This window comes from Pseudescherichia sp. AS216, assembly GCF_037152055.1.
Taxonomy (GTDB): Bacteria; Pseudomonadota; Gammaproteobacteria; order Enterobacterales; family Enterobacteriaceae; genus Pseudescherichia.
Window position 1 is genome coordinate 282053 of the sequence record NZ_JBBCMV010000004.1, and the last position, 23740, is coordinate 305792.

Genomic DNA, 23740 nt, shown 5'->3' on the forward strand with positions numbered 1-23740 from the left:
AAGCACCTCCATCACACTTTTACCATTCTTCCTGCCAAACCTGTTAATTACCTTTCTCCAGTGACGATAACCCTTTTATACGCAGTTGGGCGCTAACATTTTGCTTGGGCAAGGAGAGGGTATGTTTTTAAACCGACGATTACGCGATATCACCATCAGTAAGAAACTGTCGGTGGGGTTTGGTCTGGTTCTGCTGCTGGTGGCGGTTGCCACCATTCTCAGCGTGATGCGTTTTAAAGAGATCCGCAGCGTTTATGAAAAAACCAACCTGATCTACAACATCAATATTGAAGTCTTCCAGGCCAAGATTAATCGCCTGAAATATTTTTACAGCGGCGATGAAAAATCAGGTCAGGCGCTGGCAAACTATGTCAACCATGCCGCAGAGCTTACCGCCTCGGCGAAAAATCTCGACTGGACGGATGGCGAGACGACGCTGCTTCACACCCTTGAAACTCATCTTGCCGACTTTCAGCGCAGCGTAAGCGGCATGCAGAGCGCCAACGCCGCGCTCGCTCCGCTACGCGCCGCCGGCACCCAGGCAGGCAGCGCAGAGATGCAGCAGCTTCAGGCCGCCGAGGATGGGGTTAAGGTCGCTGGCGACAACAGCAGCGCCGACATCAAACTTATTATCGCCTCGGTAAAAGCCCATAACGATGAGCTGGCCTATAGCTCCAGCACCGTGACCGCGGTGATTGGCGGCGTTGCCATACTCATTGGCATTCTTGTCTCGTGGTGGGTTATCCGCCAGATTACCCGGCCGGTGCAGCATAACCTGACCCTGGCGGAGCGCATCGCCAGCGGCGATCTTAGCTCGGTGATTGAGGTGCAGGGCGGCGATGAGTTAGGTAAGCTCACCGGGGCGATGGCAAAGATGAACCTGCGTCTGCGGGAGATGATCCGCGAGGTGCGCAGCAGCGTGGCCCAGGTCTCCCACGCCGCCAGCGAAATTGCCGACGGCAACACCGATCTCTCTTCCCGTACCGAGCAGCAGGCGGCCGCCGTGGTGCAGACCGCGGCCAGTATGGAGGAGCTCACCGCGACGGTGAGAAATAACGCCGATAACGCCCGTCATGCCAGCAAACTGGCTGCCGAGGCCTCCAGCACCGCCAGCCAGGGCGGCAGCGTGATGCGCGACGTGGTCAATACCATGGGCGATATCCACGCCAGCTCGCAAAAAATTGCCGATATCACGGCGGTGATCAATAGCATTGCTTTCCAGACCAACATTCTGGCGCTGAACGCGGCGGTCGAAGCCGCGCGTGCTGGTGAACAGGGCCGTGGCTTTGCGGTGGTTGCCAGCGAGGTGCGCAGCCTCTCCCAGCGCAGCTCCCAGGCGGCGAAAGACATCGAGCAGCTGATCGGCGAGTCGGTATCACGTATCAGCACCGGCAGCGAGCTGGTGGCCAGAGCGGGACAGACCATGGAGCAGGTGGTGGATGCGGTGACTCGGGTCAACGATATCATGGGTGAGATCTCTTCCGCGTCGGAGGAGCAGAGCCGGGGTATTGAGCAGATAGCCCGCGCGGTAGGCGAGCTGGACAGTACCACCCAGCAGAACGCCACGCTGGTCAGCGCCTCATCGCTGGCGGCGGGATCGCTGGAGGAGCAGGCGCAGCTGCTGTCTCAGCTTGTCGCGGCGTTCCGTCTGGAGCAGCCAGCAACGGCGTAAAATAAAAATGCCCGGCAGCGTTTGGCTACCGGGCATCAGCAGAGACGCTAAGGCGTTACTCGAAGCGGTACGCTACCGAGAGGCCTACGCCGTAGTTACGACCCGGAGCCGGTTCGTAGTAGCGGCCGTTAGATTCGTTAACGATGACCGATCCGACATACTCTTTGTCGAACAGGTTATCGACGCGGCCAAAGACGTCCAGCATCCAGTTGTTGTAGTTGAACTTATACCCGGTGTTCAGTCCCACGGTGGTATAGGACGGCGCTTTAGCCGTGTTCTCATCGTTCGCTTCAATGTCGCTCATGTAGCGCATATCAGCTCCCGCGTACCAGCCGTTCTCCGGCACGTAGCCGAGGGAGGCGAAGCCCATATTACGCGCAATGCCCGGCATCCGGTTACCGTTGCAGTTGTCATCCCCGCAGACGTTGGTGCGGTAGGTGGCATCCAGATAGGTCCACGCCATTTTCACCCGCCAGTCGCCAGCAAACTGCTGGTCCAGGGAGAGCTCAGCGCCCTGACGACGGGTTTTTCCGGCGTTTTTGTAGGTCGTGCGCCCACCGCTGCTGGTATCCGTCACGATCTCATCATGGGTCATCGTCTGGAACAGCGCTGCGGTAAACAGGCCGTTGCCGACGCGGGTCTTGCTGCCAATCTCATAGGTGTCGTTGGTAGACGGTTTAAGATTGAAGTTCAGGCCGCTCTGATTATTGGCCCGGTAGGAGAGCTCATTGATGGTCGGCGTCTCGAAGCCACGGCCTGCGGCGGCGTAGACATTCCATGCATCGGTCACGGCATACTTCAGCGCACCGGCCGGGAGCCACTCGTGGTAGCTGGCTTCACCGCTGTCGTCGCCGTTAGCGGCAGTAATGTAGTGGTCATTGGAGTCAAACCACACCGAGCTGTAGCGCACGCCGGCGTCCAGCGAGAGCTTATCGGTCAGTTGCCAGCGGGACTGCATATAGGGATCCGCGTTCCACATCAGGTTACGCTCGTTACGGCGCAGGTTACCTTTCTGGCCGTAATCCGGCGTGCCGTTATTCATTACGAAGTTCTCGAAACCCTTCCGATCTTCGCTCATGTTTTCATAGTTCAAACCGGTGGTAATGGTCACCGGCACCAGCAGCTCGCCACGGTGCGTCCAGCGGGTATCGATCCCCTGGTAGTGACGGCTCAGGTCGATCACGCCGCCCGCATGGGTCGGATTGAGCTGCGGCGCACGCGGAATGGACTGGTACTGGGTCGTTTCACGCTGGCCTGCGTACATCATCACGCTGAGGTCATCCTGCTCGCTCAGCTGGCGCTCATAACGCAGTCCGGCCTGGGTCTGCTTGATAGTTTTGCGGGTGTTGTACTGGTCGGCACGCGGAGCCTGGTGTGGATCCTGTTTCCACTCCTGCTGCGTCAGGCCGCCCGGATCGTCCGCTTTGATATCAACGCTGTTAAAGATCAGGCTCAGCTTGCTAACGTCATCGATGCGCACACCAAGTTTGGCATTGGCCAGGTTCTTACGCGCACCGCTGTGGTCGCGATAGCCGCTGGTAATAAAGCGGGTAGAGGAGACGGTGTAGTCCACGTCACCTGCCTGAGTACCGTCTCCGGTTGCACCGGTGGCTTTCAGGCCGTAGCGCCAGCTACCGTAGCTGCCGTAGTAGCTGCTGGCTTCGATAGTCGTGGGCTGCTGACCGGTTTCGGTAGTGACGTTAACCACGCCGCCGGAGGCGTTACCATACAGGGCAGAGAAGGGGCCGCGCAGCACTTCGACGCTCTCGACGCTGTTGAGATCGATATTGGAGGTCTGTCCCTGGCCGTCCGGCATGGTCGCCGGGATGCCATCGACGTACATGCGGATGCCGCGCACGCCGTAGGTAGAGCGGGAGCCAAAGCCACGCATAGAGAGCTGCAGATCCTGCGCATAGTTCTGGCGATTCTGGATCTGTAGCCCCGGCACGCCGGTCAGCGACTCGGAGAGGTTAACGCGCGGAGCGGCATGACGCATCTCCTCCCCGTTGACTACGCTGACGGCGGCAGGGGTATCCAGCTCGGACACGGTCTGCGGCGTAGCGCTGACGATCAGGGTCTGTTCATCAGCGGCAAAAGCAGAACCGCAGGCCGCGGGCAGCAGCAGAAAAGGGAGGGTCGCGTGCGTGATAGCGATGATTTTCATTAAAGGAACCGGTTAAATAAAAAACGAACCAAATGGAACATGTGTGCACATGTTACTGTTTTTGTAAAAATTATGAAAACGTTAACGGCACGTAGTGTTAAGTGCTGTATCCAAGTGTGTATGGAGAAAGTATGAAGATTATGGACGACCTGGCAAGAAAGGCTCCACATTTTATCAATTAATGATTATTATTCTCATTCGCAACACGCGAATGTATTAATCAAAGGGAGTCGTCATGTTTTTACGTCAATTAAGCTCGCCGCGCCTGCGTGGTTCACTGTTCCTCGGCTCACTGCTGCTGGCGGGGGCGTTTAACGCCAGCGCGGCGGAGGAGATGCTGCGTAAACCGGTGGGTAAGGGCGCATACGAAATGGCGTTCAGCCAGCAGGAGAACGCCCTGTGGGTCGCCACGACCCAGAGCCGCAAGATGGATAAGGGCGGGGTTATCTACCGCCTCGACCCTGTTACCCTGGATATCACCCAGGCCATCCACAACGATCTTAAGCCGTTTGGTGCGACCATCAACCATCAAACCCAGACGCTGTGGTTTGGCAACACCACCAATGGCGCGGTGACTGCCGTTGATGCGAAAACAGGCGAGGTCAAAGGCCGTCTGGTGCTGGACGATCGCAAGCGCTCCGAAACGGTGCGCCCCTTGCAGCCGCGCGAGCTGGTGGTGGATGAAACCACCAATACCGTTTATATCACCGGCATCGGCAAGGAGAGCGTGATCTGGGCCGTGGATGGCGAAACGCTGAAGCTGAAAAACACGATCGCTGACACGGGCACCTTTAGCACCGGGCTGGCTATCGATGCGGCGGCAAAACGTCTCTATACCACCAACGGCGACGGCGAGCTGATTACCATCGATACCGCCAGCAATAAAATCCTCTCCCGTCAGAAGGTGCTTGACGATGGCAAAGAGCACTTCTATCTCAACCTCAGCCTCGATACCGCAGGCCAGCGGGCGTTTATTACCGACTCGAAGCAGGCGGAAGTGCTGGTAGTAAATCTGCGCGACGGCAAGGTGCTGGCGAAGGTTACCGCCCCGGAGTCGCTGGCCGTGCTGTTTAACCCGGCGCGTAACGAAGCCTATGTGACCCATCGCAAGGCGGGCAAGGTGAGCGTTATTGATGCGAAAAGTTATAAGGTGGTGAAGAGCTTTGATACGCCTACCTACCCGAACAGCCTGGCGCTCTCTGCCGATGGTAAAACGCTGTACGTTAGCGTGAAGCAGGCCTCGACCCGCGAGAAAGAGGCGACCGATCAGGATGATGTGATCCGTATTGCGCTGTAAGACTTAATGAAAAATGCCCGACAGAGTTGCCGGGCATTGTTTTAAATAGTTCTTCGGCGGAGATTAGCTGGAGGTTTTCTCAACCAGCACGGCGCTTTCCGCCGTCTCTTCACTATGCACCGGCGCGGTGCTGTGGATCTCCTGCACCCGCTTACGCACGCCATACCAGCCTACGACCAGCAGGAGTGCAATCACCGGAATCGAGGCGATGGTATAGGTCCCGTTCGGATAGTCGAACGCCATCAGCACCAGCACGCTCAACAGGAACAGCAGCGTCAGCCAGGAGGTGACCGGCGCGCCCGGCAGCTTGAAGCTGACGTCAGCCGCTTTGCCCTCTTTAATAGCTTTACGCAGGCGCATCTGGCACACCACGATAAACGCCCACGAAGCGATAATGCCCAGCGCCGCCACGTTCAGCACGATCTCAAACACGCTGGCCGGAACCAGATAGTTCAGCACCACGCCGAAGACGTAAATCGCCAGCGTCGCCAGAATGCCCGCGTAGGGAACATGCTGCTTGCTCATTTTGGACATGAACTTCGGTGCAGAGCCGCCCATCGACATGGAGCGCAGAATACGGCCCGTAGAGTAGAGGCCTGAGTTCAGGCTGGAGAGCGCGGCGGTCAGCACCACCATGTTCATTACGTCGCCAATGTAAGGCACGCCCAGCTTGCTGAAGAAGGTCACGAACGGGCTCTGTCCAGCCTGATAGGCATTCCACGGCAGCAGCAGCACCAGCAGAACCACGGAGCCAACGTAGAAAAGGCCGATACGCCAGATCACGCTATTGATGGCTTTTGGCACCATGGTCTGCGGATCTTTACATTCACCCGCCGCCGTACCCACCAGTTCGATAGAGGCGAAGGCGAAGACCACGCCCTGCACCAGCACCAACGCAGGCAGCAGGCCATGCGGGAAGAAGCCGCCGTTATCGGTAATCAGGTGGAAACCGGTAGTGCCGCCGTCCAGCGGTTTGCCGGTGCCGAGGAAGATAGTCCCCACGACCAGGAAAACCACGATAGCCAGCACCTTCACCAGCGCAAACCAGAACTCCATTTCGGCGAACCATTTCACGCCGATCATGTTCATGGTGCCGACGATAGCCAGCGCGCCAAGGGCGAAGACCCACTGCGGCACGTCGCCAAACGCGCCCCAGTAGTGCATATAGAGCGCAACGGCGGTGATATCCACAATGCCGGTCATGGCCCAGTTGATGAAGTACATCCAGCCGGCAACGAATGCCGCTTTCTCACCCAGGAACTCACGGGCGTAGGAGACGAAGCTGCCGCTGGAGGGGCGGTGCAATACCAGCTCGCCAAGCGCGCGGAGAATAAAGAAAGAGAAGATCCCGCAAACCAGATAGACGATGGCGAGCGAAGGGCCTGCCATCTGCAGGCGTGCGCCCGCACCGAGAAATAACCCTGTACCAATCGCACCGCCGATAGCAATCATCTGCACCTGACGGTTACCCATCGCCTGCTTATACCCCTCTTCATGCGAGTTAAGCCAGCGGCGTTTTGCAGCCTGATGCTCTGCTGCGCTGTTGTTGCTGTTTTTCATTGCGTTACCTGTTGACCTGTCTGAATCATCGAGGATGTTTGCATTCGCCCAGTACGAAACAAACGTTTGCCCTGGCGAATAAACATGCTGTCTTTCCCGCTATTTTGCGCATAGATAAGACGAAACATGGCGCAGCATCCTACCTGCAATTTATAAGCGACGCAAAAGATACCCGGCGAAAATTGAGCGCTGTCGCGTGAATTCGTGTGGTCGGATGAGCAGCTGTGTCGATACGATTCAGCCCGATGAAAAGGGTTAGGGTACAGAGGAGGCAAGAGAGCTGCGACTTAGCCACTTTTTAGCTAATTAAATGTAAATTAATTGTTTCACAGGCGTTTCCTGACCTCTTACTAATAGGGGCATGTTTCCTCATCTGAGCGTACGCATGTCATATCGAATTAGTCTGCTGGATAAAAGTCCCATCGCCGATGGCGAAACGGCAACGGAGGCGCTGGCCCGCACCCTGCACCTGGCGCAGCGAGCCGAGGAGTGGGGCTATCACCGTTTCTGGATCGCTGAGCACCACAACACCCCGCAACTGGCCAGCCCATCACCGGAGCTGGTAATCGCGTGGATCGTCGGCCAGACCCGGCGCATTCGTGTCGGCTCCGGCGGCGTCATGCTGCAACACTACAGTCCCTACAAGGTCGCGGAAAACTTTAACCTTCTCGCCACGCTGGCACCGGGACGTATCGATCTCGGCGTAGGTAAAGCCCCTGGCGGCCTGCCGCTCTCCACCCGCGCGCTTCAGCAGGGGCTGGATCAGGAACGCGCCGGCACCTTTGCAGACAAACTGGCGCAGCTCGACAACTGGCTTTCACTCTCGGTAAACGATCGCCAGCAGGAGAGCCTGCTGGCAACGCCGGTACCGCCTCACCGCGCCGACGGTTTTCTCCTCGGGGCGAGCGTCGAGAGCGCTCGGCTGGCTGCCGCCCTTGACTGGAACTTTGTCTTTGCTGCCCACCTGAACGGGGATAAAGCCCTGCTGCGCGACGTGCTCACGGCCTGGCAGGCGCATAGCCAGCGCAGCACGGTGGTGGCGGTGCAGGCGATTGTGGCCGACAGCGATGCTGACGCGCAGGCGCTGGCCCAGGAGGTTGAGCTGTGGGGCGTGGAGCTGGAGAACGGCCAGCGCGTCACGGTAGCCAGCCAGGAGCAGGCGCAGGCGTTTGCCCGTCAGGCGGGCAGCCCGGCGAAGCAGATTGTTCGCCGGGACTCCTCGGCGCTGGTGGGCACGGCAGAGACGGTGCTGGCCGGGCTGAACGCGCTGCACCATGCATGGGGCATTGACGAATTTATTATCGACACGCCCATTACCGGCGGCGCAGCGCGGATTACCTGCCTGCGCCTGCTGGCAGAGGCGTGGTCGCAGGAGCGGCACGTGATGGAGGCAGCGGAATGCAGTTTTCACAACAGCTGATTGAGTGGCGACGCGAGCTTCATCAGTACCCGGAGCTGTCGCTTCAGGAGTTTGAGACAACGCGGCGGATCCGCCAGTGGCTGGAAAACGCCGGGCTGCGACTGTTGCCTTACGATCTGCCCACCGGCGTGGTGGTAGAGATTGGCAGCGGCGAAAAAATAATTGCTTTGCGCGGTGATATCGATGCTCTGCCTATCGACGAGGCCAGCGGCGTGCCGTTTAGCTCGAAAAACGCTGGGATCATGCATGCCTGCGGCCATGACGTGCACACCACCGTGATGCTTGGCGCGGCGCTGCTGCTCAAGGAGCACGAGCACCGGCTGGCGGGCAGGGTGCGTATCCTGTTCCAGCCTGCCGAAGAGAATTTTGGCGGTGCGAAACGGCTGATTAACGCAGGCGTCCTGAATGGCGTCAGCGCGATCTTCGGCATGCACAACGAACCCGGTCTGCCGGTGGGCGTCTTTGCCACACGCGGCGGCCCGTTCTACGCCAACGTCGATCGCTTTGTCATTGGCGTGAAGGGCAAGGGGGCACATGCCGCCCGCCCGCACGAGGGCAACGACGCCATCCTGCTGGCGAGCCAGCTCGTCAACGCCCTGCAGAGCGTCGCCAGCCGCAACGTTAACACCCTTGACTCGGTGGTGCTCAGCGTGACGCGGATCGCCGGGGGCAATACCTGGAATGTGCTGCCGGAGACGGTAGAGCTGGAGGGCACTCTGCGTACCCACGACGTTGCGGTTCAACAGCAGGTGAAGAGGCGCGTAAACGCCATTGCCGCCGGGCTGGGTCAGGCGTTTGGGGCGGAGATCGCCGTCAGCTGGTACGACGGCCCCACGGCGCTGGTTAACGATGAGCGCTGGGCCGCCTTCGCCCGTGACGTCGCTGACTGGCACGGGTATGAGACGCAGCACGCCGGGCTGCATATGGGCGGGGAGGATTTTGCCGTCTATCTGCAACATATTCCCGGTGCTTTTGTCAGCATCGGCAGCGCCAGCGAGTTTGGCCTGCATCACCCGGCATTTAACCCCGACGAAGCACTGCTTGAAGGCGCGGCGCGCTACTTTGCGCTGCTGGCTGAAAAAGCGTTACTGCAACCTTAAAAGGATCATTTATGGCGACTGAAAAACTGGCGACGACACGACAGTTACGGCTGGGCACGATTTTGCAGGGCGCAGCGGGAAATATGTCTGCCTGGCGCCATCCGGCAGCGGTGGCAGATGCCAGCATCAACTTTGAGTTTGTAAAAGAGACCGCGCGTAAAGCTGAACAGGGGAAGCTGGACTTCCTGTTCGTCGCCGACGGCCTGTACATTAATGAGAGATCAATTCCGCATTTCCTGAACCGCTTCGAGCCGCTAACGGTGCTCTCCGCGCTGGCCAGCCTGACCACCCACCTTGGGCTGGTGGGAACGCTCTCTACTTCCTACAGCGAGCCGTTTACCGTCGCGCGCCAGTTTGCCAGCCTCGATCACCTTAGCAATGGCCGGGCAGGGTGGAACGTTGTGACCTCGCCGCTGGAGGGCTCGGCGAAAAACTTCTCACGGGACAAGCACCCGGAGCACGCGCTGCGCTACCGCATTGCCGATGAGTACCTGCAGGTAGTGAAAGGGCTGTGGGACTCCTGGGAGGAGGACGCCTTTGTGCGTAACAAAGAGAGCGGGCAGTTTTTCGATCCGCAAAAGCTGCATACGCTCAACCACAGCGGGACGTTTTTCCAGGTCGCCGGGCCGCTCAATATTGGTCGTACGCCGCAGCATCGTCCCATTATTTTCCAGGCCGGGGCCTCAGACGATGGCAAAAAGCTTGCCGCCCGCCACGCCGACGCCATTTTTACCCACCATGACAAGCTGGAGGAGGCCAAAGCCTTCTATCGCGACGTTAAGCAGCAGCTGGAGGCTAACCATCGCCAGCCTGACGATCTCAAGATATTCCAGGGAGTGAGCATCATCGTCGGGGATAACGACGCCGACGTCGAGGCGCAGTATCAGACCACCGCCGCGCTGGTATCGATAAACGATGCCCTGAACTACCTTGGCCGCTACTTCGAGCACCATGATTTTAGCCAGTATCCCCTCGATGAGCCTTTCCCGGACGTGGGGGATTTGGGGCAGAACAGCTTTCGCAGCACGACCGATGAGATCAAACGTAACGCCCGGGCGCGGAATCTGACCCTGCGCCAGGTAGCGCTGGAGAGCGCCTCGCCGCGGCCGCGCTTTGCCGGCACCCCGGAGCAGGTGGCCGATGGTCTCCAGCGCTGGTTTGAAGAGCGGGCCGCCGACGGATTTATCATCCAGGGCGGTACGCCGGAGAGCTTTGCCCACGTTGTGGATCGGGTAGTGCCACTCCTTCAGGCGCGGGGAGTGTTCCGCACCGACTATCCGGGCACCACGCTGCGCGAGACGCTGGGTTTATCCGCGCCTGATAATCAATTTATAAAATAATAATTTAATAAGAGAATACGCTATGCAGAAATCAACGCTACTTCTGGCCATTTCGCTTGCCTTTACGCCGCTGGCGTGGGCTGACAGCGTCACCATTAACGGCACCGGCGTGAGTCTTGAGGCCAACAAAGCACCCATTAATACCGCCAAAAATGCCCAGGCGGTGGCGGAGCTGCCAAAGGGCTACCGCTTCGCCCAGCCGGGCAAGTTTACCGTGGCGGTGGCGGCGTTGAATTCTCCTCCGCTAACGGTCTTCTCCGATGACAATAAAACGCTGCTGGGCAGCGAGGTCGATATTGCCCGGCTGGTGGCGGATAGCCTTGGCCTTGAGCTTAACGTCGTGCCGACCTCGTGGGAGGATTGGCCCCTGGGCGTCTCGTCCGGCAAGTATGACGCCGCCATCAGCAATATTACCGTCACCAAGGAGCGTAAAGAGAAGTTCGACTTCGCTACCTACCGCAAAGATTCGCTGGGCTTCTATGTGAAGTCGACCAGTTCGATTAAATCCATTGAGAAAGCCGAAGATATCGCCGGGCTGCGGATCATTGTGGGATCGGGAACCAACCAGGAGGCGATCTTGCTGGCGTGGGACAAGGCCAATCAACAGAAGGGGCTAAAGCCGTTTACGCCGGTCTATACCAAGGATGATGCCGCCCAGACGCTGGCGATCCAGTCCGGCCGTGCCGACGCCTTTTTCGGGCCGAACGTTATCGGCGCGTGGAAGGCTGCGCTAACGAACAGGACCAGGCTGGTGGGAAGCGTTGACGGCGGCTGGCCAAAGGCGGCGCACATTGCGGTAACGCTGAAAAAAGGCAGTGGACTGGTGGAGCCGGTGCAGACCGCGCTTAATGGTGCAATCCAAAGCGGCGACTACGACAAGGTGCTGGCCCGCTGGGGCGAAGGGGTGGAGCGCATCTCCACATCGGAAATTAATCCGGAAGGTCTGGGTGACTGAGGAGAGAGCCATGCGCGAACGCTTTCGTGATGTCCCAATGGATGCCCCCGAGCTGCAACCGATTATCGAGGGGCTGTTTGGTGAATACGCCGCCCGCTATGGGGACTACTTCGCCAAAGACGCGGAGGTGGAGCTCAACGAATGGTATCTGCCGCCGCAGGGACTGTTTTTAGTTCTTGAGCGCGACGGGGAGATTATTGCCACCGGGGCCTACAAGCCATTCGATGCGCAGACGGCGGAGATCAAGCGTATCTGGACCCAGCGCACCCTGCGTCAGCAGGGCCTGGCCGGGCGTATGATGCAGGCCCTGGAGCAGAGGGCCTCTCTCGCTGGCTATCGGCGGATCTTTCTTACCACCGGTTTTCGTCAGCCGGAGGCGGTCAAGCTCTACCTGAGCCTGGGGTATGAAGCCCACTTCGATCTGCACCGCGATCCAGAGGAGTACAGCCTGCCGCCCTATGACGGACGGCTGCGCTTTACCAAAACGCTGGACGTTGCTCTGCGCCACTCAGCCTGAGGAAAAAAGATGACCACACCTGAAACTATTAAAGTGATCCCCGCCCGCTATCCGCTGCGCACCGTAGGCGCGTTTGTCGCGCTGTTTGTGCTGGCGATAGTGGTTCAGTCCGTTGCCTTTAATCCGCGCTGGGAGTGGCACGTGTTTGCCCGCTGGTTTTTCGATCCGACGATCCTGTATGGCGTAGGCCAGACGCTGCTGCTCACCCTGCTGGGGACGGTACTCAGCGTGCTTATCGGTGGTCTGCTGGCGCTGGCGCGTCTGTCATCCTCCTGGCTGTTGAGCAGCCTCGCCTGGGGCTATATCTGGCTGTTCCGCTCCCTGCCGCTGATTGTGGTGCTGATTATTCTCTACAACTTCTCCTATCTCTACGACACGCTGACCATCGGTATTCCCTTTACCGCCATTAGCTGGGGGCAGTTTGAGACCATCAACGTGCTGGGTCAGTTCTCAACGGCGGTGGTGGGGCTGACGCTGGTTCAAAGCGCCTACACCGCTGAGATTATTCGCGGCGGATTTTTGGGCGTCGATCACGGTCAGTACGAGGCCGCTGCCGCCCTCGGTCTACCGGCGTGGCGGCGCACCCTGCGCATCATCTTGCCCCAGGCGCTACGCACCATTCTGCCGTCGGGCTTTAACGAGATCATCAGCCTCGCCAAGGGAACGGCGATGGTCTACGTGCTGGCAATGCCGGAGCTGTTCTACACCATTCAGATGATCTACAACCGTACCCAGGAGGTGATCCCTCTCCTGATGGTCGGCGCGGTCTGGTATCTGGCGATCACCAGCGTGTTGTCAATCATTCAGTACCTCGTCGAGCGCGCCCTGGCCCGCAGCGAGCGCCGTTCGGCCATCAACGCCGCGCCGCGTGTTTCTCGGGTCTCCTCTTCCGCAACCCACGTCACCGCTCAGGAGCCTGTCCATGCCCACCTCTCATAATGGTCATATCTCGATTACCGGCGTCAGCAAATATTTTGGTCGCCACAAGGCGCTGGACGGCATCTCGCTGGAGCTGCCCCCCGGATCGGTAACGGTGATCCTTGGTCCCTCCGGCTCGGGTAAATCGACGCTGCTGCGCGCCATCAACCATCTTGAACGAGTAGACGAAGGCTTTATCCAGATCGACGGAGAGTACATTGGCTATCGTCGGGAAGGCGACCGGCTCTACGAGCTGAAAGAGAAAGAGATCCTGCGCCAGCGCATCAACGTCGGCTACGTCTTCCAGAATTTCAATCTCTTTCCGCATCTGACGGTGCTGGAAAATCTGATTGAAGCGCCCATCGCCCATAAGCAGCTCAGCCGCAAAGCCGCCGTTGAGCGGGCTTACGAACTGCTGGACGTCGTCGGCCTGCGCAATAAGGCCGACGCCTGGTCGCGCCATCTCTCCGGCGGTCAGCAGCAGCGTATCGCCATTGCCCGCGCGTTGGCGCTGCGTCCACGCGTTATGCTGTTCGATGAGCCCACCTCGGCCCTCGATCCTGAGCTGGTGGGCGAGGTGCTTGACGTCATCAAAACCCTGGCCCGTTCCGGCACCACGCTGGTGGTCGTTACCCATGAGATCGGCTTTGCCCGCGAAGTGGCGGACACGGTGGTCTTTATGGTGGATGGTAAGATCGTCGAGCAGGGCAGCAGCGAGGCGGTGTTAAACCGCCCGCAGCATTCCCGCACCCAACAGTTTTTGTCAAAAGTGCTGTAAAAAAACACTATGGCCGCTTGCCAAACTCAACGGTCTGCTGCGTCCAGCGCCGCGCCTGCTCGCTTAACGTAAAGCCAAGGCCATGACGGTCGGAGACGTACATCCGGCCATCCCGCAGCTCAAGCTGCTCGTTAAACAGCGGGTTCAGCCACTCAAAGTGCTCTAGCCACGGCTCCAGCGGGTAGGCCGCCGCGAGGTGGAGATGGACCTCCATCGCGAAGTGCGGAGCCAGCTTGCGCCCGTGCTTCGCTGCCAGATCCATAATCTTCAGGAACGGCGAGATGCCGCCAACCCGTGGCGCATCGGGCTGGACGAAATCGCTGGCGTTGCCGAGGATCAGCTGTTCATGCTCGCGGAAGCTGGTCAGCATCTCGCCAGTCGCAATGGGCGTATCCAGCGCGGCGGCAAGCTGGGCGTGGCCCTCGACGTCATAGGCATCGAGCGGCTCTTCGATCCAGATCAGGTTGAACTGCTCCATTTTACGTCCCATGCGGATGGCGGTTTCGCGATCCCACTGTTGGTTAGCATCCACCATCAGCGGGAAATCGTCTCCCAGCGCCTCGCGTACGGCAGTGAGGCGACGGAGATCCTCGGCTGTATTGGGCTGGCCGACCTTCAGCTTAATGCCGCCAATGCCGTTCTCTCTGGATATGGTCACGTTTTTCAGCACCTGATCCAGCGGGGTGTGCAGGAAGCCGCCGGAGGTGTTGTAGCACTTCACCGAGTCGCGATGGGAGCCAAGCAGCTTCGCCAGCGGCAGGCCCGCGCGTTTGGCTTTCATATCCCACAGGGCGATATCGAAAGGGGAGATGGCCTGCACCGCCATGCCGCTGCGGCCGACAGATGCTCCCGCCCACAGCAGCTTGCTGTAGATCTTATCGATATCGTTAGGATCTTCACCCAGCAGGTTATCGGCAATCTCTTTGGCATGGGCGTAGATCCCCTGGCCGCCGGCGCGCTTGGAGTAGCTAAAGCCCACGCCTTCGAAACCGTCGTGGGAGCGGATCTCCGCCACGATAATCGCCACTTCGGTCAGCGGCTTTTGTCGACCGGTAAGCACTTTGGCATCGCTCACCGGCGTCGCCAGCGGCAGGAAGGCAAGGGAGAGCTTCACCCACTCAATACGATCGCCGGTTTCCGCTGCCGTTTTGACACCTTCTGCTTTGGCATAGGTGACTGAATCAGAATTTGCGCCAGAGGTCATCGCACTCTCCATAGGTTATAAAATGTTTGCGCTAACATTTATAGTGCAACCATCAGGCCGCTGCTAGAGGGGAGTGGATAATTTGTACAGTCGATCACAGTTTCTGCCCGCCTGGGACACAATAGCGTGTGGATTAAGCGCGCCGCTTGATGAATAATGGCAGAAATGCTTTTTAGAACAGGTTGATACTGCGTGACCACGCCTAAGATCTCTCGCCCGCAGCCGCCCCGGGCCCCCACCCTGGATGACGTTGCCCGCGTCGCCGGCTTGTCGTCAATGACCGTCAGCCGGGCAATTAACACGCCAGAGCGGGTACGGCCTGAAACAGTTGAGCGGGTAATGAGTGCCGTTAAGGCTACCGGCTATATTCCCAATGCGCTGGCAGGGGGGCTGGCTACCCGACGCAGCAAACTGGTTGCCGTTGTGGTACCGCAGATCAATAACAGCATGTTCGTCGACACTATTCAGTCCCTTAACGATGCGCTGGCGGCGCGGGGCTACCATATGCTGCTCTGCATGTCGGGCTACACGCCGCAGACCGAAGCCGAACTGGTAGCAGCGCTGCTGTCGCGCCGTCCGGACGGAATGGTATTAACCGGTATTCACCACTCGGCGGAGCTGAAAAAGATCGTGCTTAACGCCAGCGTGCCGGTGGTGGAGATATGGGATTCAACCCCAACGCCGCTCGATATGCTGGTGGGTTTCTCCCATGAAAAAGTGGGCCAGGCGCTGGGGCACTTTTTACAGCGCAAAGGTTACACCCGTCCAGGGCTGATCTGGGCTGAAGATCGCCGCGCCCAGCAGCGTAAGGCAGGGTTATGTGAAGCGCTAACATTGTACGGTTTTCCTGCGCCGTTACAGGTTGATGTGCCGCTTCCCGCCAGGCTAGCGCTGGGCCGGGAAGGGCTAGGGGCATTGCTAACGCAGGGAGAGTGTGACGTGGTGGTGTGCAGCTCCGATACCCTTGCTCAGGGAGCGATTATGGAGGCCGAAAGTCGGGGACTGCGGGTGCCGCAGGATCTGGCCGTCGTCGGTTTCGGCGATCTCGATTTTGCCGCTTCCAATCGACCCGCTATTACCACCGTTAGCGTCGACCGTCACGAGATAGGCCTGCGCGCCGCGACGCTGCTTGCCGATCGCATCGAGGGCATTGAGCCTGATAATGTTATTCTGGACGTTGGCTTTACGCTTATTGAACGCGAGTCGGCTTAAACAGATTACAGGAGGGTAAGTGATAACGTTTCGATCCCCATCCCGGCATGAATTTCAGGCCTTTGTTGACTATTTTATCCCGGATTATGCTGCCGAGATTGTCAGTAACTATCTGCTCTCTGAGGAAGATGCCCTTGCGCAGGCGCGTCGCGAGCTGGAAGCCAGTTTCCCCGACGGCGAGAAGAGTGCGGGGCAGATACTACTGTGTATTGTTCTTAACGACGCTGAGAAAGAAAATCATATTGGCTACCTCTGGTACAAGCCGGATCCGCAGCTGCATTCAGCCTTTATCAATGACTTCTATCTTTTCCCCGCGTTCCGGGGAAAAGGTTTTGGCAGCGCGGCCATGAAGCAGCTTGAACTGCGCCTGGTGGAAGAGGGCTGTAAGCAGATTAAACTGCGGGTGGCTGCTGGAAATCCGCAGGCCAGACGAGTCTATGAGAATAACGGTTTTAACGTAACCGGCATCAATATGAATAAAGTACTGGGCTAACAACCCGGACAGACGCTAAATAAACGAGGAGTTTGCTATGCCGCATATCGATATTAAATGTTTCCCCCGCGATCTGAGCGAAGAGCAGAAAACGGCGCTGGCGGACGATATTACCGCTGCAATTGTCCGTCATCTCAACAGCAAAGACGATTCTGTGAGCGTTGCCCTGAGCCAGGTTCAGCCTGAGGACTGGAAAGCCCAGGTGTGGGACACAGAGATCGCTCCGCAGATGGAAAAACTGATCAAAAAGCCGGGCTACAGCATGTAGTTTGTGCCTCCTGCCCTTCGGGGCAGGGTAAGCATGGGGTGCTGTTGTTTTCCCGCCTAGATTAAATATTATACTTGATGCCGCCCTCCCGGGTACGCCAGATCGTCATCAGTATATTCTTATCAATGCAGTTACTGGGAGGTTCAACATTGGGAAAACAGAGCCGATCTTCTTTACCTTCCTCTTGATACCCTTCACCAAAGGCGTATATCGTTATGAGAAACGGACCTTGAGCGCCAGTAGGAATATGATACTTACTTCTAATTTGATCCTGATTATGCTGCCACCAGTCAATTTTTTTCGCATCTGTGAAGGGCAGAGAATCTACGATAATCCGTGCAGTGCTACCGTCATAATAACCGTTTACTACTGTAACCTTTTGATCGCTAAAAAAATAATAGGAGATGCAACCTAGCATTATCGTCAGAACAGCAATAGTCAGCGCACGCATCAGCGATTCCTGTTTATCTTATTTAAGTTCGGGTTTAATAACTCCATCACCAGAGATAACATAACTTGAGTCTGAGAAAGTAAACCTCTCTAATCCCTCTCTGGTTCGGCTTATAGTCATTAAGATATCTTTGTCGATGCAGTTAGTTTCCGTATCCATGTCATCAAAGCATAGCCGATCTTTCTTTCCTTCTTTTTTATAGCCATCGCCAAATTTATATATTGTTATATAGTCAGGGCCGCCATTTTTGAATGATGCTATACGGTATTTACCCTCAATTTCTTTTCGATTACCCACCCACCACTCTATACGAGACATCTCAGTTAAAGGTAGTCGATCAACAAGTATTGCTGCCGTGTATTTATTTTGGTGAATAGCTATAATATTTACGGCGCTATTTTCATGCCAAAGATAAAAACCTACTAATACAATGCTGATAAGGGACAGGAATATGATTTTTTTCATTGTCTAAAACCTTCTGCGTAGATAAATATTATATCTTGATTATCAATATTTGCAATGGAAAATCCTTAATGGGAGCCTACTGCAAGGGCTGATTTTTCGTTGCTCTGATAACTTACAAATAAGTATAATTTTCGGGTGCGCTTCATGTATACTTGTTGTAAAATATGGAGATTCTTAGCGCGCAGGGGGAAGAGGTTATGAAGGTCAGTGAAGAGGCGCTTTTAAGGGCAGGGTTTACCCATGCAGAACTACAAAAAATTAAAAATAATATTGAAATTTATGGTGGCACACTTGAAGAAGCTATTCATGACTTGAGAAATAGATTTAGAGTTCTTTTATGGATTATTTCAGGGTGCTTTTGCATTTTTCTTTTCCTTTTTTTATTCTCCTCAGAGCCAATGATTGTTGGTGGCGGTTTTTCTCTATTGATAACAATAGCTATAGTTACTTTTATTCAGCCACCAATCCTGGCGTATAAATCTTGGCGTTACTGGCTCCAGAATTAAAAACTAGTGTTACTGCTGTCGACATCAAGTAAATCAAATATGACTTTTGCCTTTACACCATACCCTATTATTTTCATTGTTAATTTTGGGCGGCTTATTGTGTCTATCTCTCTATAGTAATCCATGGGTAACCATCTAAATAGCCTCCATGCTGCGGGTTTCGTTGACAAACCCCAAATGCTATAAATATTTGCGGTTAATGTAATTGTGTTATAAAAAGCAAGTCCAGACTCAGGTTTAAATCCCATGAATTTAGCGGCTACAATTGTACCATCAGCAAATATACCCTCTGTTTTTTGTTGCTCTCCATATAAACGAGGAATAATTTCTTTTGATAGTCCATTAACACCATCTATAACAAGAATGGCACCTGACAATACACCAAGAGGAGTCATGGTCGATATCATTAGCGCGCCACCTACAATAGCAAATCCAGAAATAATAACCTGTACAGCAGAAATGACATAACCCACTACTTTATTATTTTCCCTGACAAACTCTACTTTTGCATAAAGTTTTGCTGTCTTAATACGCAGCATTTTATCTTGTAGTTGAAGGTTCTCATTTTCTGCTCGGAGATTTTTAATGCAAACCATGCACTCTGCATCTGATTTCGCACGGCGAGCCGCTGCAAATTGTAGTTCAATAAAATCTTTTATTTCCTGGACGAACTTTAGCCGGGTTAAACCATCTTTAAGATGGAAAGAGGACAACGTATTGGCTGTATTAATTAGCTTTCTGGCTTCGAGGTTAACCATTGTTTCCGCCCAGTTCCTGTTTCTCCCTGAACGTATCATGTTAAGTAAAGCTGCATCCATTTCCGTGCCCTATATATTAAATTGACAGAAAAACATCATACAACTCTGATGAACTTGCGCAATAGTTCACCATTTAACAGCAACCTGTAATCTTCACTGCGTTCATTTAATGAAAGGGGGCGTTTGTGAGCCTGATTCGTCTTTAAGAAGGCTAAACCTTAAAAATGTAAAAAAATGCAAGAATATAATTCATTGGTGAAAGATTCAGACATGAGGTACGTAAATTAACCCGTAATGAAAAGAGATTAGCATAAAGCCGGACTACAAAACGTTGCCTTATCTCCCCACCGCTAACGGCAGGGAGCACTTCTCTACTTATCGTTAACGCTCATCTGCCTGCCGCTGGTGACAAAGGTTCCGCCGCCCAGGTGGTGCAGGGTATTGAGTTTGTCATCATCAAACTGCCAGCGTCCGTTAATAAATGCGCGTTCGTCGGCCGCAGCGGCGACTACCTCGCCAAACAGGGTATCGTATTTCTCCTGCGCGGCGGTGGCCGGCAGCAGACGACACTCCATCCATGCCAGGCAGCGCTCCTCAACCACCGGCAGGCCTAACACCGGACCTGAGATAGCTGGGATACCGTAACAGTTAAATTTATCTTCATCCCGCCCGGTGACGCTCCCTACCGCATAGGTCCAGTTTTTGGCCGCAACGCCGGGAACCACGATGCCAAACATGCCGCTGCGCTCAATCAGCTCTCGCGACCAGGCGCTCTTATCGATCACGATGGCAATACGCGGCGGGGAGAACTCCACCGGCATCGACCACGCAGCCGCCATAATGTTGCGGCGATCGATCTGGTCGTCCCGACTGGTGATCAGGACGGTTGGGCCGTGGTTTAGCAGACGGCTGGCGTGCTCCAGCGCAACGGGGCGGAAATAGCGCATTGTGACTCCTTCTAGTGACCTTGCTGCATTAAAGGCTGCATGACGGATTAAATCAAGCCGCAATAAATGCGTCATCTCGATGTAACAAAGCCTGCCTATAGTCGCCAGCAACTAAGTCCCAAAGAGGATAACAATATGTTTGCTCCCCTGTCTTTTGTACAGGTGAGTGCGGCCCGTCTGCATTTGGCGACGGGGCGTTGTCGGCTTCCTGTAGCAGGAGGGCGATAATGCACGCACTGACCCGTATTCGTCTCGAAGGTGTTTCGTACGCTTTTGCCGACCATACCGTTCTTCATCAGATCGATCTGCATATTGAACCCGGCAGCATCGTGGCCCTGCTCGGACCCTCTGGCTGCGGAAAAAGCACGCTTTTACGCCTGCTGGCCGGGCTGACGCACCCTGCGGAAGGGGAGATCTGGTTCGGTGAACGACAGGTCGCAAAGGCAGGCTGGGCGCTGCCGCCAGAGGCTCGCGATATCGGCATGGTCTTTCAGGACTATGCGCTGTGGCCACATATGTCCGTGGCGCAGAACGTCGCCTTTCCCCTCAAAATGCGTAACCTGCCGCGTGCCGAACGTGATCTCCGCGTCGCCGAAGCCCTGGCAAGGGTAGGGCTGTCGGACTTTGCCGAACGGAAACCGTCAGGGCTCTCCGGCGGACAGCAGCAGAGGGTGGCCCTCGCACGCGCCATCGTCGCCCAGCCTCGGGTTCTGCTCTTTGATGAGCCGCTCTCCAATCTCGACAGTGAGCTGCGAGAGTCGCTGAGCCTGGAGATGTCACGGATCCTGCGCCAGTCCGGAACCACTGCGGTCTACGTTACCCACGATCGCCGGGAAGCAGAGTTGATTGCCGACCGTATTGTGCATCTCTCCGCCGGTCGCGTGGCGGCATCTGATTTAATTACGAATACTTTAGTTACAACATACAATGGAGCATTATCATAAAAGCAGTGTCGTCTGTAATAAAAGGAGTTGCATTAACTATGGCATTGTCTGCTATCAGCGTCTCAAGCGCGCAGGCGCTGACTGTCTATACCGCAGGTCCTGGGTCGCTGGCTAAAGGCCTCGCGGCAGGCTATGAGAAGAAAACCGGCGTCAAGGTCAACATCTTTCAGGCTACGACCGGGAAGGTAATGGCGCGCCTGGAGGCCGAGCAGGCTAATCCACAGGCCGATATTCTTATCTCTGCGTCATGGGATACGGCGGAAGATCTGCACAATCGTGGTTGGCTGCTGCCGTATCAGAGCCAGAATGCAGAAAAGGTGCCTGCTAACCTCAAAACCAGCGACTATGTTGCTCAGGGTATTTCGGCATTGGGTATCGTCTGGAATAGCAAAAGCGGTACGCCTGAGCCAAAAGAGTGGCAGGATCTCACCGCCACAGACTTTAAAGATAAAATCACCACGCCTGACCCGGCGCTCTCTGGTGCATCTCTCGATCTGCTGATTGGCCTGCAAAACGGCATGGGTGATGCGGCGTGGAAACTGTTTGAGCAGCTGAAGCAGAACGGTATGGTGGTCAGCGGCCCTAACGCCCAGGCGGTAACGCCGGTCATGCAGGGGGCGAAAGCCGCCGTGTTTGGTGCGGTGGACTATGTCTCTTACGGCAATATCGCCCAGGGTGAGTCGCTGAAGGTGATCTTCCCGGCGAGCGGGACGGTGATTGCCCCACGCCCGATGATGATCCTGAAAACCACGCAGCATGCTGACGATGCTAAAGCTTTTGTTGACTATGTGCTCTCGCCAGAAGGGCAGGCGTTGGTCGCCGATGCCTGGCTGATGCCGGCCCGCACTGACGTTACCGCTAAGCGCCCTCTGCTAAACGACCTAAAAATCCTGCCGACCACCAACGACGGCAACAGCGAGCGCAGCGATGTGTTGAAACGCTTTAATACCCTTTTCGCGCAGTAATCACCCGGCGGGGGCAACCCCGCTTTCAGGATAGCCGTTGTGAAACAGAGATTAATTACCCTCACTACCGTGGCGCTGCTGGCGATCCTGGTCGCGCTGCCGTTGCTATTTATTATTCTACAGGCCATTTTTCCGCAGTTTAGCGCCGGCTCGTTGAGCGGGGCGTTAACGGGGATTGCCCCGCAGTTTCAGGATCCGCAGCTGCCCGCTATGCTGGGGGGAACGCTATGGATTGCCGCAGGCGTCGCGCTGTTGAGCGCTCTGATTGGTCTGCCGCTCGGCGTAATGCGCGGATTATTCAATCTTCCCGTACCCAGGCTGTGGGATCTTATCTTTCTCATCCCGTTTCTGACCCCGCCCTATATTGCCGCGCTCTCCTGGATGCTGGTCTTACAGAGCAATGGTTATCTCGATCAGCTGACCGGTATCGACCTTAACAATCTGCTTTTCAGCCGCAGCGGCATTGTGCTGGTCATGACCCTGAATATTTTTCCGGTGGTCTATTTTGCCGTCTCACGCAGCCTGCTCGCTAGCGGACAGCGGCTGGCGCTGGTTGCGCGAGTACATGGCGCGACGGCGTGGCGGGCATTTTGGCATATCACGCTGCCCATGGTCGCGCCCGCCCTGGCAGCGGGGATGCTGTTAGCCCTTACCCTGGCCATTGAGGAGTATGGCGTTCCGGCGGCGCTGGGAACGCGCTCAGGGGTAGTGATGATGACGGTGGGTATCGAGAAGAAACTCGCCGACTGGCCAATTGATCTGCCCGGCGCGTCGCTGCTCTCGATGGTGCTGATTGTCATTGCCTTAACTGGATGGTGGTTACAGCGACGCCTGGTAGGGGATAAAGAGGTGACCAGCGTGACCGGCAAGCCAACGGAGAACATGGGGGCCACGCTGGGCATCGCCGTCGTTCCGGTGGTGACGGTAATGGCCTTAACCGGATTTTTGGCGGTTGGACTGCCGGGATTATCCATGGCGGTGACCGGTGTGATGTCGACGCTGTCAGGCGGACTGGCCTGGAATAACGTGACGCCTCAGCACTATTTAGCGCTCTTCTCCCAGCAGGGGGATGCGCTGTCGGCGTTGGGCACCAGCCTGTCGCTGGCGCTCGGCGCGTCGCTGATCACCGGTCTCCTTGGCCTGCTGATTTCGTGGCTGGTTGTGGTCAGGCAGATAAAAGGCCGCAGCGTGCTGGATGCCCTGTCGCTACTGCCTGCGGCGCTGCCGGGCATTGTCGTTGGTGTAGGGCTGATTCTGCTGTGGAACCGCACCTTCTGGCCGGTTTCGCCCTACAATACCTGGGCGATCCTGCTGCTGTCATACTGCTGCCTGCTGATGCCCTGGCCGGTGCGCTATATCACCAGCGCGCTACGCCAGCTGGGTGGCAATCTGGAGCCGGCCGCGCGGGTTCATGGTGCAAGTGCGCTTCAGGCGCTGCGCTTTATCGTCATGCCGCTGGTCTTTCCAGCTATGCTGGCCGCGATGCTAATGGTATTTGCTATCGCGTCCCGCGAGCTGGTCACCTCGCTGCTGCTCTCACCAGCCGGCACGCAAACCGTGGCGGTCTTTATCTGGCGGCAGTTTGAACAGGGATCGGTCGGGCAGGGAATGGCGATGGCGACCTTAACGCTGCTCACCGGGCTGCTTCTTATGCTTACCGCGCTGGCAATCATGCAGCGTAAGGGACGCGGCTGATAATAAATCACGCAAAAGCGTTCAAATTATCGCCAATCGCAAGGGTGACTATTGCGGAGGAAAGCATTGCCGTCTACGTTTATCGCGGTAAGTATTTTCTCTCGATACGTA

The 23740-nt window shown here is 56.4% G+C and carries 21 protein-coding genes and 1 pseudogene; 15 read left to right on the forward strand and 7 right to left on the reverse strand.

What is annotated here, in order from left to right; genetic code table 11:
• Positions 1–121: 121 nt before the first annotated feature.
• A complete protein-coding gene (locus WFN61_RS14220) occupies positions 122–1672 on the forward strand; it encodes a methyl-accepting chemotaxis protein (RefSeq protein ID WP_337038829.1) in 1551 nt (516 codons plus the stop codon).
• Between the two features lie 55 nt (positions 1673–1727).
• On the opposite strand, the gene pqqU is transcribed toward WFN61_RS14220, so the two are convergent.
• Positions 1728–3836: a TonB-dependent receptor PqqU gene (gene pqqU / locus WFN61_RS14225; protein ID WP_337038830.1), complete on the reverse strand. Its 2109-nt coding sequence runs from the start codon at positions 3834–3836 to the stop codon at positions 1728–1730.
• 235 nt (positions 3837–4071) lie between these two features.
• Here pqqU and yncE point away from each other — a divergent pair, with 235 nt between their 5' ends.
• On the forward strand, positions 4072–5133 hold the full coding sequence (gene yncE, locus WFN61_RS14230) for a 7-bladed beta-propeller protein YncE (protein ID WP_337038831.1): 1062 nt from the start codon (positions 4072–4074) through the stop codon (positions 5131–5133).
• Between the two features lie 63 nt (positions 5134–5196).
• Here yncE and ansP read toward each other — a convergent pair whose 3' ends face one another.
• The gene (ansP, locus tag WFN61_RS14235; protein ID WP_144815624.1) at positions 5197–6693 is read right to left on the reverse strand and encodes an L-asparagine permease; all 1497 of its coding nucleotides are present in this window, start codon (positions 6691–6693) and stop codon (positions 5197–5199) included.
• Between the two features lie 385 nt (positions 6694–7078).
• Between ansP and WFN61_RS14240 the strand changes: the two genes are divergently transcribed.
• The 6 genes and pseudogenes from WFN61_RS14240 to WFN61_RS14265 all read left to right on the forward strand — a co-directional run bounded on the left by WFN61_RS14240 (position 7079) and on the right by WFN61_RS14265 (position 13721).
• Positions 7079–8113 carry an LLM class flavin-dependent oxidoreductase gene (locus WFN61_RS14240; protein ID WP_337038832.1) on the forward strand — a complete coding sequence of 345 codons (1035 nt, stop codon included), beginning with the start codon at positions 7079–7081 and terminating at the stop codon, positions 8111–8113.
• Positions 8092–9213: an amidohydrolase gene (locus tag WFN61_RS14245; protein WP_312632958.1), complete on the forward strand. Its 1122-nt coding sequence runs from the start codon at positions 8092–8094 to the stop codon at positions 9211–9213. The genes WFN61_RS14240 and WFN61_RS14245 overlap by 22 nt, the downstream gene beginning before the upstream one ends.
• Positions 9214–9239: 26 nt before the next feature.
• A pseudogene (locus tag WFN61_RS14250) lies at positions 9240–11508 on the forward strand (NtaA/DmoA family FMN-dependent monooxygenase).
• A gap of 10 nt (positions 11509–11518) precedes the next feature.
• Positions 11519–12025 carry a GNAT family N-acetyltransferase gene (locus tag WFN61_RS14255; RefSeq protein ID WP_257757606.1) on the forward strand — a complete coding sequence of 169 codons (507 nt, stop codon included), beginning with the start codon at positions 11519–11521 and terminating at the stop codon, positions 12023–12025.
• A gap of 9 nt (positions 12026–12034) precedes the next feature.
• A complete protein-coding gene (locus WFN61_RS14260) occupies positions 12035–12964 on the forward strand; it encodes an amino acid ABC transporter permease (RefSeq protein WP_337038833.1) in 930 nt (309 codons plus the stop codon).
• Positions 12948–13721, forward strand: coding sequence for an amino acid ABC transporter ATP-binding protein (locus WFN61_RS14265; protein ID WP_337038834.1), 774 nt, complete (start codon positions 12948–12950; stop codon positions 13719–13721). The genes WFN61_RS14260 and WFN61_RS14265 overlap by 17 nt, the downstream gene beginning before the upstream one ends.
• A gap of 7 nt (positions 13722–13728) precedes the next feature.
• Here the strand turns inward: WFN61_RS14265 and WFN61_RS14270 are convergent, their stop codons facing one another.
• A complete protein-coding gene (locus tag WFN61_RS14270) occupies positions 13729–14925 on the reverse strand; it encodes an L-talarate/galactarate dehydratase (RefSeq protein WP_337038835.1) in 1197 nt (398 codons plus the stop codon).
• Positions 14926–15117: 192 nt separating this feature from the next.
• Between WFN61_RS14270 and WFN61_RS14275 the strand changes: the two genes are divergently transcribed.
• From WFN61_RS14275 to pptA, 3 genes are read left to right on the forward strand one after another with little or no spacing between them, the layout of a single operon-like run.
• Positions 15118–16137 (forward strand): LacI family DNA-binding transcriptional regulator, encoded by a 1020-nt coding sequence (locus tag WFN61_RS14275; protein WP_436880898.1) that lies wholly within the window; start codon positions 15118–15120, stop codon positions 16135–16137.
• A 19-nt stretch (positions 16138–16156) separates the two neighbouring features.
• Positions 16157–16630, forward strand: a complete 474-nt coding sequence (locus tag WFN61_RS14280) for a GNAT family N-acetyltransferase (RefSeq protein ID WP_222887671.1) — start codon at positions 16157–16159, stop codon at positions 16628–16630.
• Positions 16631–16667: 37 nt separating this feature from the next.
• Positions 16668–16898 carry a tautomerase PptA gene (gene pptA / locus WFN61_RS14285; protein WP_312235770.1) on the forward strand — a complete coding sequence of 77 codons (231 nt, stop codon included), beginning with the start codon at positions 16668–16670 and terminating at the stop codon, positions 16896–16898.
• 61 nt (positions 16899–16959) lie between these two features.
• Here pptA and WFN61_RS14290 read toward each other — a convergent pair whose 3' ends face one another.
• Both WFN61_RS14290 and WFN61_RS14295 read right to left on the reverse strand, forming a co-directional pair.
• The gene (locus tag WFN61_RS14290; RefSeq protein WP_312282315.1) at positions 16960–17349 is read right to left on the reverse strand and encodes a DUF943 family protein; all 390 of its coding nucleotides are present in this window, start codon (positions 17347–17349) and stop codon (positions 16960–16962) included.
• A gap of 18 nt (positions 17350–17367) precedes the next feature.
• On the reverse strand, positions 17368–17814 hold the full coding sequence (locus WFN61_RS14295; RefSeq protein ID WP_337038836.1) for a DUF943 family protein: 447 nt from the start codon (positions 17812–17814) through the stop codon (positions 17368–17370).
• A gap of 197 nt (positions 17815–18011) precedes the next feature.
• Here WFN61_RS14295 and WFN61_RS14300 point away from each other — a divergent pair, with 197 nt between their 5' ends.
• Positions 18012–18320 carry a hypothetical protein gene (locus tag WFN61_RS14300; protein WP_337038837.1) on the forward strand — a complete coding sequence of 103 codons (309 nt, stop codon included), beginning with the start codon at positions 18012–18014 and terminating at the stop codon, positions 18318–18320.
• On the opposite strand, the gene WFN61_RS14305 is transcribed toward WFN61_RS14300, so the two are convergent.
• A complete protein-coding gene (locus tag WFN61_RS14305) occupies positions 18317–19138 on the reverse strand; it encodes a DUF4225 domain-containing protein (RefSeq protein ID WP_337038838.1) in 822 nt (273 codons plus the stop codon). The genes WFN61_RS14300 and WFN61_RS14305 overlap by 4 nt on opposite strands.
• 311 nt (positions 19139–19449) lie before the next feature.
• Positions 19450–20025, reverse strand: a complete 576-nt coding sequence (locus WFN61_RS14310) for a flavin reductase family protein (RefSeq protein ID WP_222887658.1) — start codon at positions 20023–20025, stop codon at positions 19450–19452.
• A gap of 227 nt (positions 20026–20252) precedes the next feature.
• On the opposite strand from WFN61_RS14310, the gene WFN61_RS14315 reads away from it, so the two are divergent.
• Genes WFN61_RS14315 through WFN61_RS14325 form a run of 3 tightly spaced genes read left to right on the forward strand, consistent with a single transcriptional unit; the run spans position 20253 to position 23629 of the window.
• Entirely contained in the window at positions 20253–20969 is a 717-nt protein-coding gene (locus WFN61_RS14315; protein WP_337038839.1) for an ABC transporter ATP-binding protein, read from the forward strand.
• 38 nt (positions 20970–21007) lie between these two features.
• Positions 21008–21934, forward strand: coding sequence for an ABC transporter substrate-binding protein (locus WFN61_RS14320; protein WP_436880899.1), 927 nt, complete (start codon positions 21008–21010; stop codon positions 21932–21934).
• A gap of 39 nt (positions 21935–21973) precedes the next feature.
• On the forward strand, positions 21974–23629 hold the full coding sequence (locus WFN61_RS14325) for an ABC transporter permease (protein WP_337038840.1): 1656 nt from the start codon (positions 21974–21976) through the stop codon (positions 23627–23629).
• The last annotated feature ends 111 nt before the right edge of the window (positions 23630–23740 follow it).